The 15,842-nt window shown below is 69.9% G+C and carries 12 protein-coding genes; 5 read left to right on the top strand and 7 right to left on the bottom strand.

The genetic code is table 11. The annotated features are described in order from the left end of the window. Positions 1–220 precede the first annotated feature (220 nt). Together ABZ906_RS06620 and ABZ906_RS06625 are read right to left on the bottom strand one after the other, a co-directional pair. Positions 221–766, bottom strand: coding sequence for a pyridoxamine 5'-phosphate oxidase family protein (locus ABZ906_RS06620; protein WP_361378275.1), 546 nt, complete (start codon positions 764–766; stop codon positions 221–223). A 632-nt stretch (positions 767–1,398) separates the two neighbouring features. Continuing rightward, positions 1,399–1,821 (bottom strand): hypothetical protein, encoded by a 423-nt coding sequence (locus tag ABZ906_RS06625; protein ID WP_361197125.1) that lies wholly within the window; start codon positions 1,819–1,821, stop codon positions 1,399–1,401. Between the two features lie 284 nt (positions 1,822–2,105). Here ABZ906_RS06625 and ABZ906_RS06630 point away from each other — a divergent pair, with 284 nt between their 5' ends. The 3 genes from ABZ906_RS06630 (at position 2,106) to ABZ906_RS06640 (ending at position 4,776) form a co-directional block, all read left to right on the top strand. Next, positions 2,106–2,603, top strand: a complete 498-nt coding sequence (locus ABZ906_RS06630; protein WP_361378278.1) for a DinB family protein — start codon at positions 2,106–2,108, stop codon at positions 2,601–2,603. Positions 2,604–3,229: 626 nt separating this feature from the next. Further along, on the top strand, positions 3,230–4,078 hold the full coding sequence (locus ABZ906_RS06635) for an FAD-linked oxidase C-terminal domain-containing protein (protein WP_361378281.1): 849 nt from the start codon (positions 3,230–3,232) through the stop codon (positions 4,076–4,078). After that, positions 3,961–4,776, top strand: coding sequence for an alpha/beta hydrolase (locus ABZ906_RS06640; protein WP_361381291.1), 816 nt, complete (start codon positions 3,961–3,963; stop codon positions 4,774–4,776). The genes ABZ906_RS06635 and ABZ906_RS06640 overlap by 118 nt, the downstream gene beginning before the upstream one ends. A gap of 209 nt (positions 4,777–4,985) precedes the next feature. Here the strand turns inward: ABZ906_RS06640 and ABZ906_RS06645 are convergent, their stop codons facing one another. Further along, positions 4,986–5,207 carry a hypothetical protein gene (locus ABZ906_RS06645; RefSeq protein ID WP_361378284.1) on the bottom strand — a complete coding sequence of 74 codons (222 nt, stop codon included), beginning with the start codon at positions 5,205–5,207 and terminating at the stop codon, positions 4,986–4,988. 938 nt (positions 5,208–6,145) lie between these two features. After that, positions 6,146–6,598, bottom strand: a complete 453-nt coding sequence (locus ABZ906_RS06650) for an SMI1/KNR4 family protein (protein WP_361378287.1) — start codon at positions 6,596–6,598, stop codon at positions 6,146–6,148. A 393-nt stretch (positions 6,599–6,991) separates the two neighbouring features. Between ABZ906_RS06650 and ABZ906_RS06655 the strand changes: the two genes are divergently transcribed. Together ABZ906_RS06655 and ABZ906_RS06660 are read left to right on the top strand one after the other, a co-directional pair. After that, on the top strand, positions 6,992–7,429 hold the full coding sequence (locus ABZ906_RS06655; protein ID WP_361378290.1) for an NfeD family protein: 438 nt from the start codon (positions 6,992–6,994) through the stop codon (positions 7,427–7,429). Positions 7,430–7,498: 69 nt separating this feature from the next. Beyond that, positions 7,499–8,650, top strand: coding sequence for an SPFH domain-containing protein (locus tag ABZ906_RS06660; RefSeq protein ID WP_361378293.1), 1,152 nt, complete (start codon positions 7,499–7,501; stop codon positions 8,648–8,650). A gap of 118 nt (positions 8,651–8,768) precedes the next feature. Here ABZ906_RS06660 and ABZ906_RS06665 read toward each other — a convergent pair whose 3' ends face one another. From ABZ906_RS06665 to ABZ906_RS06675, 3 genes are all read right to left on the bottom strand, one after another. Beyond that, a complete protein-coding gene (locus ABZ906_RS06665) occupies positions 8,769–10,022 on the bottom strand; it encodes a cation:proton antiporter (RefSeq protein WP_361381294.1) in 1,254 nt (417 codons plus the stop codon). A gap of 1 nt (position 10,023) precedes the next feature. Continuing rightward, positions 10,024–10,509, bottom strand: coding sequence for a TrkA C-terminal domain-containing protein (locus tag ABZ906_RS06670; RefSeq protein WP_361197109.1), 486 nt, complete (start codon positions 10,507–10,509; stop codon positions 10,024–10,026). 365 nt (positions 10,510–10,874) lie between these two features. Next, a complete protein-coding gene (locus ABZ906_RS06675) occupies positions 10,875–15,827 on the bottom strand; it encodes a DNA repair ATPase (RefSeq protein WP_361378296.1) in 4,953 nt (1,650 codons plus the stop codon). Positions 15,828–15,842 lie beyond the last annotated feature (15 nt).

Below are 15,842 nucleotides of genomic sequence, written 5' to 3' on the forward strand. Positions count from 1 at the left end.
GCCGACACGGAACCGGGCAGCCTCCTCCCCCGCCCATCCCGGACCGAGCAGGCCTGGGCGGCCGCCACCGACGACAGCACGCAGGACGCGACGCACCCGGACACCGGCCTCGTCGAGGCACTCGCCGCGACGGACGCCTCGCTTGACGAGGAACACAGAGGCATCCCCCGGCGGCCCCCGGCGTGCCGTCCTCCCGCGCCGCCGGGGGCCCTCCGTGCGCTCAGAAGGTCCAGCGCGTGTGGCTGAAAACCCCCTCGTCCCTGCCGAAGCCATAGGCCGTGTGAGGGGCCACCGCGAAAACCACCACGCTCCCCGTGCGCATCCCCTCCCCCATTCCGAAGAAGGTGCCTTCCGGCGAGGTCATGCGGTCCCCGTACTTCGCCTCGTGCGCGGCGATGACCTCTTCCAGCACCGCCGGGTCCGTGACCCGCTCAGCCACGCCCTCCACAATGAGGTCAAGCCCCTCCGCGAGGCTGTTCTGCCCAGTAGTGAGCGCGCAGTGCGGGTCCTGGGCGAGGTTTTTCGCCTTCTGCTCCCCGGGGCCGGTGGAGAAGTAGAGCGCGCCGTTGTACCAGGCGCCGATCAACGGCGTGACATGCAGCCGACCGCCGGGGCGCACCGTGGAAAGCCAGAAAATCTCGGCGGCCTCCAACCGGCGACGGGCCTCGGCCCATTCGACAGCCGTAACTGCCTCGGCACCCGGGCGCGGGTTGGTCGCTGAGCTGTAGCGGGCGTCCAGCTCGCCGACAGGTTGCGATGCGGTCACATCGGTCTCCTCTCATCCCTTGTCCTCGTGTAACGACCGGCCCACAGAGCGGGTTTCATCGCTGAGACCCTTCACATCTGCCCTCAGCACTACTGCCGTCCTGCGCACGCGACGTGACGGTCGACGCAACTGATCGCTGGCCGGTCGCTCACGGTGAAGTGGGCCTGTGCGATTCCGAAGTCGGAGAGCGACGTTCAGATCGAAGTGTCGCCGGACTTCGAGAAGGAGACGGAGACGGCGATCTTCAAGGGTGATGTGAAGTAGGGGTTCCAGAGAAGCGGGGGCGCCGCCTCTCGCGGTGGCCCTCCCGCTCCGAGGAGGTGGGGGCTTCGTCGTTCCCGCCTCCGCCGGCCAATCCCGGCGCCCTCCCGCCTTCTCCGGCCGAGCGCTCAACGCGCCCGATCGCGGCCCTTCCGGTGGGTCATGCCGTACCCCGATGGTCAGCTTCCGGGAAATCCCACGACGAGTTCGCGTCCGGCAAACAGGAAGTACTCCCACCCCGTCGGCCGCCCACCACCCCCTGTCCGCGCCTGCCCAGCAGACGGACTCAGAGCGTGGTGGCCGCGCCCTCTGCAGGTGGCGAAAGGGCGGCGGGCTCCCGCCCGGCGCCCCCTCCACGCCTGCACCCGGAGTCAGGCAGTGAACTTCTGCCATCCCGAGCAGTAGTCAGACGCGCCATCCACCTGCACGCAGCCCCTGATGTTGTAGACCGTCCCCTCGGGAAGGTTCCTGTTGTGATGTGTGCGGTCGCCCGGGAACAGACCGCCCTCAATCGTCTTCTTCCTGTCGAGGACTCCGTCCTTGTCGTACTGGACGTAGATGCGATTGCCAGGGCTCTTCTGGCGGTAGGTGTGGAACCAGTCGCCCTTGTGCTTGAACTTCACGTAACCCGCGTAGTCCTTGTAGCCGTTGGAATAGTCATAGACGTTCACCTTCTCATTGCTGCCCATCACGACCGGCCCCTCGCCGGGCGCAGCAGCAGCCGGCATCGCCAGTGCGCACACCGCGCCGAACGCCGCCAGCGGCACCGCCGCAGCGCTGAAAATCCTGCGCATAATCGAACTCCCCCTCTGTCAAAGAACTGTTCCGGATCACGACATGAAAGGCGACGAGCCACCTCTGCAGCGGCCTCGTTTCCTTTTCTTCGATCACAGTAGGAACCCGGGGAACGAATGCCCGTGTGTTTCGGACCAGGCTGAAACACCGACGAGCCCCCACCAGCGAGGCTGGGTTGCGCATGACCCAGGCCAGAGCGACCTGAGCCGGGACCAAACACACTCCACGGCGCGAAACGCTCAGTCAGTGAGCCGGTGTCAGTGGGGCCGCGTAGGGTCCGGCCATGGCTGACACTGAACTGACAACGCTGCTCGGCGTCCTGGACAGCAAGCGCAAGCACGTCCTGGGCATTTTGGAGGGCCTGGACGAGGAGGCGCTGCGGCGCCCGGTACTGCCGTCCGGCTGGACGTGCCTTGGGCTGGTGCACCATCTCGCTCTGGACGACGAGAAGTTCTGGTTCCGCGCGGTTGCTGCCGGGGAGCAGGCAGCGATCGAAGAGATCCTCGGGTCCGGGCAGAGCGCGTGGCAGCCCGCTCCGGAGAAGACAGCCGAGGAGGTCTTCGCTCTCTACCGCAAGGAAGGGGAGCTCGCCGACACCTTCCTCGCCAGCGCCGACCTGGAGGCGGCCCCGCGCTGGTGGCCGGACTTCTTCGGCAACTGGCGCCTGGACACCCTGCGCGAGATCATCCTGCACGTGATCACCGAGACCGCCACGCACGCCGGCCACCTGGACGCCGCACGCGAACTCATCGACGGCAGGCAGAGGTTGGTTCTCCCCTGACGGGCAAGCCCCTCCGCCGTACCCACCAAGATCGAACCCATCCCCAGCCGCCCGGCTCTGCGGAAGGCACCCGCGGAAGGCACTGACGGGCAGTCACTGTCACGGCAAAAAATGCCGCTTCTCCCGCCCTGTCTCCTGCCCGCAGGCGGGCCGGCGAGCTGACCAGTGCAGCGTGCGGGTGATCGATGTTCCTGCGGGAGGCGCTGGTGAATATTCGTGATGTTGCCTGCGCCGGTCGGGCACGGGCGCCTGATGAGCAGTCAGCAGAGCTGGTGACCGCACGCGTATCTGCAGGCCAGTGAGCGTATTCTCCCGCGTCCAGAGCGCAGGTCCCCGGCTCGTCGAGGCCCCACGAGCCGTAACGTACGCGGGCCCTGCCCCGTTGCTAGCGGGTCGGCTCTATCTCCTCGGTGCCCTGCGAGCGCGGCGTGGTCTGCCCCACCTTCCCCGCCGCCGTGCGGGAGCCAACGGCCTGTCGCCTCCCGCGCACTGGGGAAAGTCTCCGGCGGCCGGCGCGCAAAGTGGATGTTCTCTCCGTACGGTTCCGGCGCGTGCCGTGTTTGCATCGTCGCAAACCGTGTCCTGGGCCCCGGGACGCGGCCGTCGAACCGTCGAGAGGACTGGCCATGTGCGCCCCTGTCGGACGCCCGACCCTCGTACCCATCCCGGTGGACCGCGTGGTCGCCGCGCCGGAGAGCGTTAAAGGCCCGTGCCGCGACCAGCCCGTCCGGGCACCGCACGGCAGTGTTCGCGCACGGAGCGGGCACGGGCTGCCCGCCCGTGCCGACGAGCCAGAGGACCACTCGCCGGAGGACGACGCGCTGCCGGCCGCCCGAAGCCCGGCCTACCCGGCCCGGGAGCGGCTCGGGCAGGTGGTGACGCAGGCCGTCCGCGTGCCCAAGGGCTACCTCCCAGAGATGCTCGGCAGGATCGAGAAGACGGCTGCCCGGCATGACATCGTGATCGCGGACGGTCACGCACGCAGGCGACGGCAACCTACCCGGTACTCACCACTCCCCCGCGGTGACTACGCCGCGAAGGACCGCGCGCAGACAGCATTCGACGAGACCGCCGCCGACGCGACCGCGCTCGGCGGGACGGCCACCGGGCAGCACGGGGCAGGGCTGCTCAAGCGTCCGGGTCTCGCCGCGGAAGCCGCGCCCGAGGTGATGGCGGTGCACCACGCGGTGAACAGGGCCCCCGATCCGTACGGCGGGCACGATCCCGGCACGGTCCCTTCCCGGCGGCGCACGAACCCGGCCGGGCCGACGCGGCCGATGCGCGAGGAAACTTCCCCCGCTCCCCGCACCACCTCGGCACGAACGTTCCAGAACGGAGAATCAGACACATGGCCTTCATCACCGCAGCCGACGGTATCCGTCTTCACTACACCCAGACGGGAGACCCCTGCGGGCGGCCCGTCGTCCTGCTCGCGGGGTTCAAGGCGTCCGCCCAGAGCTGGCTCTACCAGGTAGGCCCGCTCGCGGCGGCGGGCCACCGGGTGCTCTCCGTCGACCTGCGCGGCCACGGGCAGGCAGACCGGCCCGCGTCGGGCGTCGACATGGCGCGGCGCGGTCAGGACGTGCGGACCGTCCTCGACGCCCTCGACCTGCACGACGTCCTGGCCGTCGGCGGGTCGATGGGCGGCAACACGATCTGGTCGTACGTCTCCCAGTTCGGTGCCGATCGCCTCGCGGGGATCGCCGTCGTCGACCAGACACCGAAGATGCTGAACACCGACGACTGGTCCCACGGCTTCTACGGTTACGACGAGTCGAACATCGAGACCTACTTCGCAGAAGGCGTTCCCAAGACCGGGCACGGCACCCCGTTGTGGCGGCGCGGCATGCGACTGGTACGTCTCCTCAGGGCAATGAAGGGCGGCGAGCGCACCCTCACCCCGGGCGAGCTCGCCCTTCTCAGCGATCACGCGAAGGCCGACTGGCGACCCGTTATCGCACAGACCGATGTGCCCGTACTCTTCGCCGCGGGAGCCGAGAGCGAGTTCTGGCCGTCCTCGCACGCGGCGGCTGCGGCCGCTCTCGCGCCACAGAGCTCGTCGATCGTTATCGCCGCTGCCGGACACGCGACCAACATCGAACAGCCGAAACCGTTCAACGACGCGCTCCTCGGCTTCGAAAGCGCACTCGACACCGGCGGGCCCGCACGCTGAGGTGCCGCGTATTCCCCAGTGATGCGATCCACCCGCCCCGCGGTCCCGTCCGGCGGCAAGCAGGGCACGAGTGGTGGCCAGGCTCCGAGCCCCGGCCACTCCCCCGCTCCGCGTGAGCGGATGAGATTCGCTCCGCTCACCGCCAAGTTCCCCAACTCCGCACGGACGTCACCTGCAGCGCAGGCGAGTCGCGTTGAGAGGCGAGGCCGCTATTCGGGCTGAGTCACCGTCAGAGCCCAGCGGACATCTTCCTGCGAGGCATCGACCCCCACCGTGAAGGACCCGAAGCTCACCACGCCCGCATCCAGAGTCACCGACCCCACGCCCGCGGTGCCGACCGGGCAGTCCACCTCGAACTCGGCTACCCGCCCACGCTGCGACTCCATCGTCACCGCCACGCTGCCGCCGCCCTCACATGCCACCGTGAGCACCGTCGGCAGTCCCTCCGATGCCCCGCCGGACGCAACCCCACCGTCACCCGTTCTCTCCTCCACCCACACCAGGCCGTCAGGCCCAGGATGAGGAAGAAGCCCCCCAGCAGCCGCAGCCGGCGCCGCCCCGGCCCCGGCAACGGCACAGACAGCCAGCATCCCCGCTAACACTATTTTCCGCGCACTCATCACTCAGTACCCCTCCCGGTGATCTGTTATGGCACGGCCATTCTGGCGGGCAAACCCCCAACACACCTGAGTACCCATACTCATGACTTACAGCCAGAAAGACCGCCCACGCCAAAGCCCACCCGCAGACCAAGCAGCGGACGCAAGGGGCGGGGCAAGGGCGGGGCAAGGGCGGGGCAAGGGCCGGGGCTCAGCGAGTTTCTGCCCTGTCAGCGGTAGACCGGAACCGGGGCCGGAGGAAAAGGAGGAGGGATTTGAGGGGTGGGGGGCCCGAACAGGTCGCCGGGGGGATCGTACGGCTGAGTCGAACTCTTGGGATCAGGCTCAGGGAAATCGATCTTCCCTGCAACCCAGATGGCACCCAAAGCGGCCGCCGCGACAACCGCGATGGCAACCGCGCAGAAAAGGATCCTCACCACTTCGCGACCTAGGCTGCGGCGCACTTGACTCCCCCACCGTCCGAACGAAACCCCAGGGTTTTTGACAGACAGCCACAGCCAGCCCATTCCCTGCCCCCGCCCGGCAGAAACGACCGTCTCCACCCGCACTGCACCGCAGTGATGTCCAGGTCGGCGGTGACCGCAGTCGCGTCGTCTTCGGGACCAAGCCGAACCACGTCAAGGATTTCGGTCCATGAGGTGGCGCTGGGCTCCAGTACGGCGACGAACGAGTACGGCCAGCCCAGGATGAGCTGCGACGCGACTTCGCCCGCCGTAGTCAAGTCTTTCAGCCATCAAGCGGCGACAAGCTCAGGAGAATTCATTCACTGCGCCCGCCACCATCGCCGCGAAGTTGTCGCACGGCGCAGGACCGGAGCCCTCGCCCGGCCACCATTCGTACGCGGTCCACTCTCCGTCCTCCCCGACGCTGTCGGCATGCAGCACCCAATAGCCGCCGCTGCCGCCGTCGTCGTTCGAGATCAAAAGGCACCGCTCGAATTTGTCGAGATGCTCAGCCAGGTATCCCTCGCCTGGCGACGACCAGTAGTCGAGGAGATCGGTCAGGTCAGGGAACCACCCGATCTCACCCACCGCGAGAAGATCGAGTCCGCCGATCGAACTCCAGCCGTTGCTGGTCAGCAGGAAATTCCGGTACGTCGGCGGGAGCCGGACCCCGAGTCGCTCCTCAGCGGCCAGCACCGCCTGCTCGCTTGCCGGCTCGTGGCCAAGCCATCCGGCCTCCCGTTGGGCCTGACTCAGCATGTGCTGCGCTCTCCCGTCCAACTCAGCTTTACGGAGACAGCTTGAGTTCAGGAAAGCGGAGCTGTAGTCACCGAGGAACGCGCGCCACTCGGGGACAGTCAACGGTCGGGACTCAGACATCGGTGAACCTCTGTCGCTCTCTTGTGGTTCTCTCTCAGCCCACGACGGAAACCTGGCATCAGCTCAGCCTGGTACTGCCCTGGCACATACCGGACGCCACAGAGTAGCCGCCGTGACCTGCTGCCCGGCCCGCCGCAGCCACAGCCGCCGTATATGGGTGTCAGCACGGATGGACCGCGCCCCCGCGGCACCGATCAGATGGAAGTACGCACCGTCCTGACCGCATGCCACGCGGCGGGTCGGTGAGCAAGCCCGTATGAGAGGCGCGATGCGATGCCGTGGTTTGCCTGGTTGCTCGCCGCCGCGGCACTCGGCGCGGTGGAGTTCTTCACCCTGACGCTGGTCTTCGGGTTGCTGGCGGGTGCCGCTCTGGTCGCCACCGTGGTCGCCGGTCTGGGCATCGGCGTCTTCGGCCAGCTCCTGGCCCTCGCGGCAGCCGCAGCCGCGGGCCTCGTCCTCGCGCGCCCTGTCGCGCTGCGGCACATGGCACAGGCGCCCCTCACCCGCGAGGGCAGCGACGCGCTGGTCGGCAAGCGGGCCGTCGTCCTGCAGGAGGTGACCGCGGCGGACGGCCTGATCAAACTCTCCGGCGAACCGTGGTCCGCCCGTGCCCTGGACGAAAGCCAGGTGATCCCGGCGGGAGCGCTGGTGGACGTCATGGACATCGAAGGCGCGACAGCCGTCGTCTACCCCCGCGAACTCCTTCCCTGAACACCAGAACGCCTGAACTCCCGAACGGCTGAACGGCTGAACGGCTGAACACAGAGCATCGGAGGCACTATGGATCCGGTCGTCATCCTCATTCTTGTGGCGGCGGTTGTCGTCGTCTTCCTCGTGGCCTCCACGGTCCGCGTCGTCCCGCAGGCGCGCCGCTACAACATCGAGCGGTTCGGCCGCTTCCGCCGGACGCTGCAACCCGGCCTGAACTTCGTCCTGCCGGTGGCGGACCGCATCAACACCAAACTCGACGTACGCGAGCAGGTCTATTCGTCCGAACCCAAGCCGGTGATCACCGAGGACAACCTCGTGGTGAACATCGACACCGTTCTCTACTACCAGGTGACCGACCCGCGGGCGGCGGCCTACGAAGTCGCCGACTACCTCCAGGCGATCGACCAGCTCACCGTCACCACCCTGCGCAACGTCATCGGCAGCATGGACCTGGAGGGCACCCTCACCTCACGGGAAGAGATCAACGCCCGGCTGCGCACGGTCCTCGACGACGCCACCGGGAAGTGGGGCATCCGGGTCAACCGCGTCGAGATCAAGGCCATTGATCCGCCGCAGACCATCAAGGAGGCCATGGAGAAGCAGATGCGGGCCGAGCGCGACAAGCGGGCGGCCATCCTGCACGCCGAAGGGGAACGACAGGCCAAGATCCTCACCGCGGAGGGCACCAAGCAGAAGGACATCCTCGAGGCGCAGGGCACCCAGCAGGCCATGACCCTGCGGGCGGACGGCGAGGCGAAGGCCGTGGAGCGCGTCTTCCAGGCCGTCCACCGCAACAACGCCGACCCGAAGGTCCTTGCCTACAAGTACCTCGAAACGCTCCCGCACTTGGCGGCCAGCGACAACAACACCTTCTGGGTGATCCCGGGCGAGCTGACCGAGGCGGTACGCACCGTCACCACCGCGTTCGGCGATCAGTCGGAGATGGGGCTGCCGCAGGCCGCACAAGCCGGGAAGGCGGGCGCAGCCGCCGCTCACGGCACGTCGGACGCGGGCGAGGGCGGGGGCGGCGGCGCCGAGCGCACGACGGAATCGGCGCTCCCCCAGGATGCTGCCGCGGCCGTCGACGAGGCCGCGCGGCAGGCCGCCGCCGCGGTGAACGACGCCAAGGCCGAGGCGCAGGCTGCCGCGAGCACGACCCGGGTGCCCGCCCGGGGCCCCTCCGCCCAGCGAGTGAACGGAGGAGGCTCGTCCGGCGACTGAGCGGAGGGCAGGCAGACAGGCAGACATCCGTGGCGGAACGTATGCCTCATCGTCACGGAAGTCCGGGGCATTCGTCATGGACGTCCGTGACATTCCGCACGGCCGTCCGCCTCGGTCGTCACGCACGACCGGATCGGCCCCGATCGTCTGCCGGTACCTCCTGGGCCTCCCGCGGTGCCGGAACCTTCGCTGCTCCCTCCGGCGGCGCGGCGGCCATGCGGCGGGTCAGCGCGGTGGCGATCGGTTCGGTCCAGCGTGCGGTCAGCGGCCCGACGATCACCAGGACCAGTACGTACGCGGTGGCCAGCGGGCCCAGCGCGGGCTCGATGCCGGCGCTGACCGCGAGCCCGGCGATGACGATGGAGAACTCGCCGCGCGCCACCAGCGTCCCGCCCGCGCGCCAGCGGCCCTTGGCGGACACCCCGGCCCGTTTGGCCGCCCAGTACCCGGTGGCGATCTTCGTACCGGCGGTCACGACGGCCAGGATCGACGCCGGAAGCAGCATCGAGGGAATGGTCGACGGATCGGTGTGCAGGCCGAAGAAGACGAAGAACACCGCGGCGAACAGATCACGCAGCGGCAGCAGCAGGTTGTGGGCGCCCTCGGCGGCCTCTCCGGAGAGCGCGATGCCGACCAGGAACGCCCCCACCGCGGCGGACACCTGCAACTGCTGGGCGATGCCCGCGACCAGGATGGTCAGACCGAGCACCACCAGGAGCAGCTTCTCCGGGTCGTCGCTGGAGACGAAGCGGGAGATGAGCCGGCCGTAGCGCAACGCGACGAACAGCACCAGGCCCGCCACGCCGAGCGCGATGGCCAGGGTGACACTGCCCGCCGCCAGGCTGACCCCGGCGAGCAGCGCGGTGATGATCGGCAGGTAGACCGCCATGGCCAGGTCCTCGAGGACCAGGATGCTGAGGATCACCGGCGTCTCGCGGTTGCCGAGCCGCCCGAGATCGCCCATCACCTTGGCGATGACACCGGATGAGGAGATCCAGGTGACGCCCGCGAGCACCACGGCCGCCACCGGACCCCAGCCCATCAGCAGGGCCATGCCGGCCCCGGGCAGGGCGTTGAGGGTGGCGTCCACCAGACCGGCGGGGTACTGCGTCTTGAGGTTGGAGACCAGGTCGCTGGCCGTGTACTCCAGGCCGAGCATCAGCAGCAGGAGGATCACGCCGATTTCGGCGCCGATCGCGACGAACTCCTCGCTGGCGCCGAGCGGCAGCAGACCGCCCTCGCCGAAGGCGAGCCCCGCGAGCAGGTAGAGCGGTATGGGCGAGAACTGGAAGCGCCCCGCGAACCGGCCGAGCAGTCCGAGGCCCAGGATGATCGCCCCGAATTCGATCAGGAAAACAGCAGAGTGCACCAGGTCACTCCCGTCCCAGGATGACGGCGGCCGCGTCGGTGCCCTCGCGGGTGCCGATCACGATCAGCGTGTCCCCGCCCGCGAGCCGGAATTCGGGGCCGGGCGCGGGGATCGCGTTCGCGCGCCGCAGCACCGCCACGATGGACACACCGGTCTCGGTGCGCATGCACGTCTCGCCGAGCACACGGCCGTTCCAGTACGACACCGCCGACAGCTCGATGCGCTCGGCCACCAGACCGAGGTCAGTGGTGTGCAGCAGGTTCGGGCTGTGGTGCGAGGGCATCAACGCGTCGATCAGGGCCGCGCTCTCGGCGGTGGTCAGCTTCAACGACAGGGCGCACTCGTCCGGGTCGTCCTTGCGATAGGCGTTCAGGGTGCGTCCGCCGTCGCGGTGCGCGACCACCGACACCCGGCGGTGCTCGCGGGTGGTCAGGTCGTACCGCGCCCCGATGCCGGGCAGCGGTGTCTGACTCAGACGAGGTGCGGACATGACGAATCCCCTTGTGGTGTGCGGCAGTTGTCGTATCGGCCGGGTCGGCGACACGCACCCGGGGACAGGCTGACTTCCGCCTGCGGCCGGGCCATGGTGGCCGTCACTGTACCCAGCGATGATCCCTCTCGTGCGTCTGCGGTCCAGAGCCGCCACAGGGGGACACCACGCGGTACCGCCGCTCTTCCGTCTGTCACAAGCACCCTTCCTCGGCGTCGTCGACGCCCGTCGCAAACCAGACATGCTGCCATCCGGGGGTGGGCGGACGGTATGGGTGTCAGCACGGATGGACACCGGCCCCGAGCTGCGATGGGGTGGGAATGACCTCTGCCGGCAACCGGTGGAGCAACGCGGTCGCGGCGGCCTCACGGGCGCTCAACGGCGTGCCGTGCGCCGGGGTTGGCGAGGGCGTTGCCCGGGTCGGTGACGCGGGTGATCGCATGCTCGACCGAGGCCACGCGGTCGGCCAGCAGCGCGAGGGCGGCCACCGCGCGGACCAGCGGATCCTCGTCGGGGCCGCCGAGCGTGGTGGTCCGGACGTGGGCGGCCTTGATCTCGGCCCAGCGGTCGGCCTGTTGTGCGGTGAGCGTGCCGCGCAGTTCGGCCAGTTTGAGCAGGTTGGCCTCCGCGCCGCCGGTGAGGGTCTGGGCCTCGCCCGAGTAGTGGTCGTCGATGAGCGCGGAGAGTTCGTCGTCGTTCATGACGGGGTCGATCCGGGCGGCAATCTTGTTCATGTTGCGGTAGGACCCCTGGAGCCGGAACGACGGCTCGGTGCGGGTGGCGTCCGCCTGGCCCGCGGAGGCGATGTACGCGGCGTTCACGGCGAGGACCGTCGTGCGGGCGGCGATCAGATGCCGGAGCACGGCGACGATGCGCTCCAGGTCGGAGGGGGCGTAGGGGTGCGTGAGCTGATCGGCGCGGGCGGTGAGGTCGTTGCCGGCGAGCCGGAGCAGGAGGTCCAGGTCGGCGCGCTCCCGGCCGGCGAGCGGGGCGAGGACCGGGTTCGCGGTGAGGGCGTTCTCGATGAAGCTGGCGGCGAAGGCGTCTTCCCTGCCGGTCAGGACGTCGCCGAGGTTCCAGATGTCGGCGCGGTTGGCGAGCATGTCGGGGATGCGGAACCGGGCGCCGGACTCCGTGTAGGGGTTGCCCGCCATGCAGACGGCGAAGCGCTTGCCGCGCAGGTCGTAGGTGCGCGAGGCGCCGTCCCAGACGCCTTCCATGCGGCGCTGGGCGTCGCAGAGCGAGATGAATTTCTGCAGCAGTTCCGGTGAGGTGTGCTGGATGTCGTCCAGGTAGAGCAGGACGTTGTTGCCTGCCTCCAGGGCGAAGTTGACCTTGTCGATCTCCTGTCGTGCGGTGGCGTTCGGCGCCTCGGCGGGGTCGAGGGAGGTGACGCCGGTGCCGAGCGCGGGGCCGTTCACCTTCACCATGACGAGGCCGAGCCGCTCGGCGACGTACTCGACGAGGGTCGTCTTGCCGTAACCGGGCGGCGAGATGAGCAACAATAGGCCGCCCGCGGTGCCGAGTTGCTTGCTGAGGCTGTCGCCGATGAGTGGCAGGTACGCCTCGTCGATGAGGCGATTGCGCACGAAGGACGCCATCGCCTTCGGCCGGTACTCGTCCAGGCGCAGCCGGGAGCGCTCGGCGGCGACCAGTTCGGTGCGCCGGGAGCGGTAGGCGCGGAAGCCGGGGACGGCCTCGGTGCGGAACGCGGCGGTGCGGGCGAGGAGTTCGTCGACGCGGACGGCGAGGCGGCGTCCGTCGATGCGCGGATGGGCACCGAGGAGGCCGTCAACAGTCTCGGTGAGCGGGGCCGCGTGGTCGTAGCGCTCCAGGCCGGGGCAGAGTTCGACGGCGACCGCCTCCGTCAGGTCCTCGCCGCCGTCCCCGGTGGCGGCGGTGTAGGAGGAGAGCCAGGCCTCGACCAGCTGCCGCCGCGCGGGCAGGTCGGTGACGCCGGCCAGGTCCTCCTCGTAGGCGCGGCTGTCCACAGCGCGGCGGAACTTGTCCAGGAGCGTGCGGGTCGAGTCGGTGGTGATGAATCCCGCGGGTGCGGTGGTGAGCTCCTCGAAGAGGTACGCGGCTGCCGGTGCCCCGATCCGCCCGGCGAACTCCGCGCACAGGTCGTCGATGCCGGCGGCCCGTCCGAAGGTGTCGCGGGCGCGGGCCAGGGAAAGGGCGCGCCGCGTCCAGAGTTCGCGTTCCCCGGCGTCGGTGTCGTAGGTCCAGAACACCTGGGCCGCCGCGCGTGCTTCGGGCGTGTGCCGCAGCAGGCCCGCCCCGGTGTGCAGGCGCAGGAGCGCGCCGAGGATCAGGGTCGTGTCGTGGTCGTGGACGCCGCGCTCATACCCTTCGTCGTACGCCGCCTCGGCGGCCTCGCGGACCAGCGCGGGCAGGTCGTCGCCGTCGAGCAGGGCCTCGGGGCCGTGCTCGGCCAGGAGGCGGGCGGCGAGGTGTTCGGCGCGGTAGACCTCGGCGTTCTCGGACGGCAGGGACTGACCCCAGTAGGGGCGCAGCTCCGCGAAGGACGGGTCGGTGACCGGGGCGCGGTAGTCGGTTCCGGTGAGTGCGAAGGCCATGCCGTCGCCGTCGGAGGCCGGTACGAGCGTCAGGTCGAGGGGCTGGGTGTTGACCGCGAAGCGGTGGCGGCCCAGGCGGATGGTGTCGCCGCCGTCCGCGTACAGCTCGGTGCGGTCCCTCAGGAGACGTCCGGCCTCCTGGCGGGCCGCCGCGAGGCGCCCCTCCAGTTCGTCCGCCCGGACCTGGTCGCCGAGTTCGCGCAGGTCGTCGATGGTGCGGCGGACCTTGCCCGCCATCGGGTCGGAGGCGAAGTACGTGTTGATCTCGTCGGCGGAGCCGAGGGAGGACAGACGCCGGGTGACGGTGTCCAGGACGCGTCCGGCGGAGGCCGCGAGCCGTTCGGCGCGCCGGGCGCGGGTGTCGGCGAGGGTCTGCTTGCGGGTGGCGAACGCCTCGTAGATGTCGGTGTGCTTGGCTTCGAGTGCGGCGAGGAACTCGTCCGAATCCGCGAACCTCCCCTCCAGGTTCTCCAGTTGGAGCAGGAGCCGGGCGAGCTGGTCGTCGCAGGCATCGAGGGTCGTGGCGGCGGCGAGGGCGCCGGTGACGGCCTGGCCGAGCAGGGCGAGTTCGGCGGTGAACTCGGCCCGTCCCTCGTGCGCGGTCAGTTCGCGGCGGTGGGCGTCGAGGGTGGCGCGGGCACGGTTCACGCCCGCCAGGACATCCGCGACGCGCTGAAGGACGGCGGTGCGGACGGTCGCGTCGCCGACGTCAAGGCCGGCGACGACCTCGGTGACGGTCTGGAGCTGCTCGGTGAGCTCCTGGATCCGGTCCGCGAGAGGAGCGGCCTCGGCGACGGTGCCGATCGCGGCGGCGTCCGCCGTGAGCTGCTCGATGTCGGCGTGGTGGGCGGCGAAGGCGTCCGGGCGCTCCAGGAAGGCGACGGCGCGCTGCCCCGCCGATGCGAGGTCGCCCGCCAGGCTCTCGGCGAGTTCGTCGATCCGGGCGGTGTCGGCGTACCGCATGTCCTTGAGCGTGAGCAACTGCCCCTGCGCGCGGCGCAGTTCGGTGAGCCGCTCGACCCATGCGGGGGCGGTGCGCGGGGCCTCGCCGCGAGTGCGCCGGACGAGGGCTGCGCACCGCGCCTCCGCTTCGGCCAGCGCGTCGGCGGCCTGAGCGGTCAGCGCCTGCACGGTCCGGAACTCGGCGAGGACCTGCTCGGCGGTGACGCGGACGGCATCCAGCGAAGCCCGCAGATCACCGAGTTCGCCCTCGCCGAGCCAGTGGGAGGCGTCGGCGGCCCGGACGCAGGAGGCGGCCAGCGTCGCGTACACCTCGGCCGTGGGCGTCAGCTCGGTGACGGCGCGGGCGACGGAGAGGCAGTCGGAGATGCCGCGGACGAGGTCGGCGTTGCCGATGCGGGCGAGCGGGCCCTCACCGGCCGGCTGGGCGGCGGCGTGGGTGTCGGAGACGTACGGGGAGCTCCAGAGCTTCAGCGGGTGGACGCGCGCGGGTTCCTCGGAGTCGGCGCGCAGCAGGGTGAGCGCGCCGTCGCCGAAGAGGGCGTATCCGTGGCAGGACAGCGGCTTGGCGATCTCCTTGCGGATCATGTTGTACGGCAGGAGCAGGCTGCGGCCCGCACCGCGGCCGTGGAAGGCGAACAGGACGTCCTCGCCGTTGGGCGAGCGGAGCATCCGCTCGAATTCCAGCTCGCCGGTGTCCACGCCGTCGAAGGTCCTGGACGTGCCCGCGGCCAGGCAGTAGCCGCCGGGGAAGACGATCCCCTGGTCCTCGGGCAGGCGGCGGCAGGCCTGGCCGATGCCGTCCAGACGCACGACGGTCCTGGTGAGGGTGTTGAAGACGAGGTGGCGCCAGAGGGTTTCCTTGTACGGGCGGATCCGCAGCAGGATCAGCGCGCCCACGCGGGCGTGGAGCACGTCCGCGTCCGCGAGGGACTGGAGAGGCTCGTCCACCGGCTCCTGGTAGATCCCCTCCCCGGTCGCGGTGTCGTCCTCGGTCTTGAGGGTGAGGGTGCCACCGACGGTCGCGACGTAGACCTCTCCTGCGACGGCGATGTGCGGGTGCCGTCCCGGTACGTGATCCTCGCGGGTCGTCTCCGTCCACGCGAAGTCGTGCGAGGGCGGAAAGACGTGGTCGCGCTCGCCGCGCGCGTCCAGGAACTCCGCGCGGCCCTCGGCGGTGAGCTGCCAGCGCAGCACCCGGATGTCCGTGGCCTGCTCGCCGGTCCGGAAGACGGCGAGCAGTCTGCCGTCGACGTGCCGCAGCTGGAGCAGTCGGGTCTCGCGGTAATAGCGGAAGAGGGCGCCGAACTCGCGGACGAACGCCGGGTCGTCCAGGAGCCCCGGGACCGCGTCCTCGGGCAGCCGGTTCAAGTCACGGTCGTGCAGCGTGAAGACATCGCCGACGGCGGTCTCGGAGCCCGGGCCGATGCCGAGGTGGCCGCTGCAGCCGAGGAGCAGGGTGTCCCCCACGGCGATGAGGTCGCGCGGAACGCTGTGGTGTTCGGTGCGGATGCTCGCGGTGCCGGTGAGTGTCAGCTCGGTGGTTCCGAAGGCTTCCACGCGGCGGTCGTTGAGGGCGGTGGCGCGCTCGGCGAGTTGCCGGGCCTGGCCGGTGAGGCGGTCGCGCAGGACCTCGTAGGTGCCGGTGTCCAGGCCGGTGGCGGTGTCGGGGCTGATTCCGGTGCCGGGGCTGATTTCGGTGTCGGTGCGGGTGTCGGTGCCGGTACCGGTGGCGTCCGGACCCGTCCCGGTGTCGTTCAGACGCGTCCCGGTGTCCATGTCTCCGGCTCCTCC

It is taken from the genome of Streptomyces sp. NPDC046925 (genome assembly GCF_040644915.1).
Classification (GTDB): Bacteria; Actinomycetota; Actinomycetes; order Streptomycetales; family Streptomycetaceae; genus Streptomyces.

Bases quoted from the DNA above. Each gene is read 5' to 3' on its own strand.
- ABZ906_RS06625 (WP_361197125.1), bottom strand. From the start codon at position 1,821: ATGCGCAGGATTTTCAGCGCTGCGGCGGTGCCGCTGGCGGCGTTCGGC.
- ABZ906_RS06630 (WP_361378278.1), top strand. From the start codon at position 2,106: ATGGCTGACACTGAACTGACAACGCTGCTCGGCGTCCTGGACAGCAAG.
- ABZ906_RS06635 (WP_361378281.1), top strand. From the start codon at position 3,230: ATGTGCGCCCCTGTCGGACGCCCGACCCTCGTACCCATCCCGGTGGAC.
- ABZ906_RS06650 (WP_361378287.1), bottom strand. From the start codon at position 6,598: ATGCTGAGTCAGGCCCAACGGGAGGCCGGATGGCTTGGCCACGAGCCG.
- ABZ906_RS06655 (WP_361378290.1), top strand. From the start codon at position 6,992: ATGCCGTGGTTTGCCTGGTTGCTCGCCGCCGCGGCACTCGGCGCGGTG.
- ABZ906_RS06660 (WP_361378293.1), top strand. From the start codon at position 7,499: ATGGATCCGGTCGTCATCCTCATTCTTGTGGCGGCGGTTGTCGTCGTC.
- ABZ906_RS06670 (WP_361197109.1), bottom strand. From the start codon at position 10,509: ATGTCCGCACCTCGTCTGAGTCAGACACCGCTGCCCGGCATCGGGGCG.
- ABZ906_RS06675 (WP_361378296.1), bottom strand. From the start codon at position 15,827: ATGGACACCGGGACGCGTCTGAACGACACCGGGACGGGTCCGGACGCC.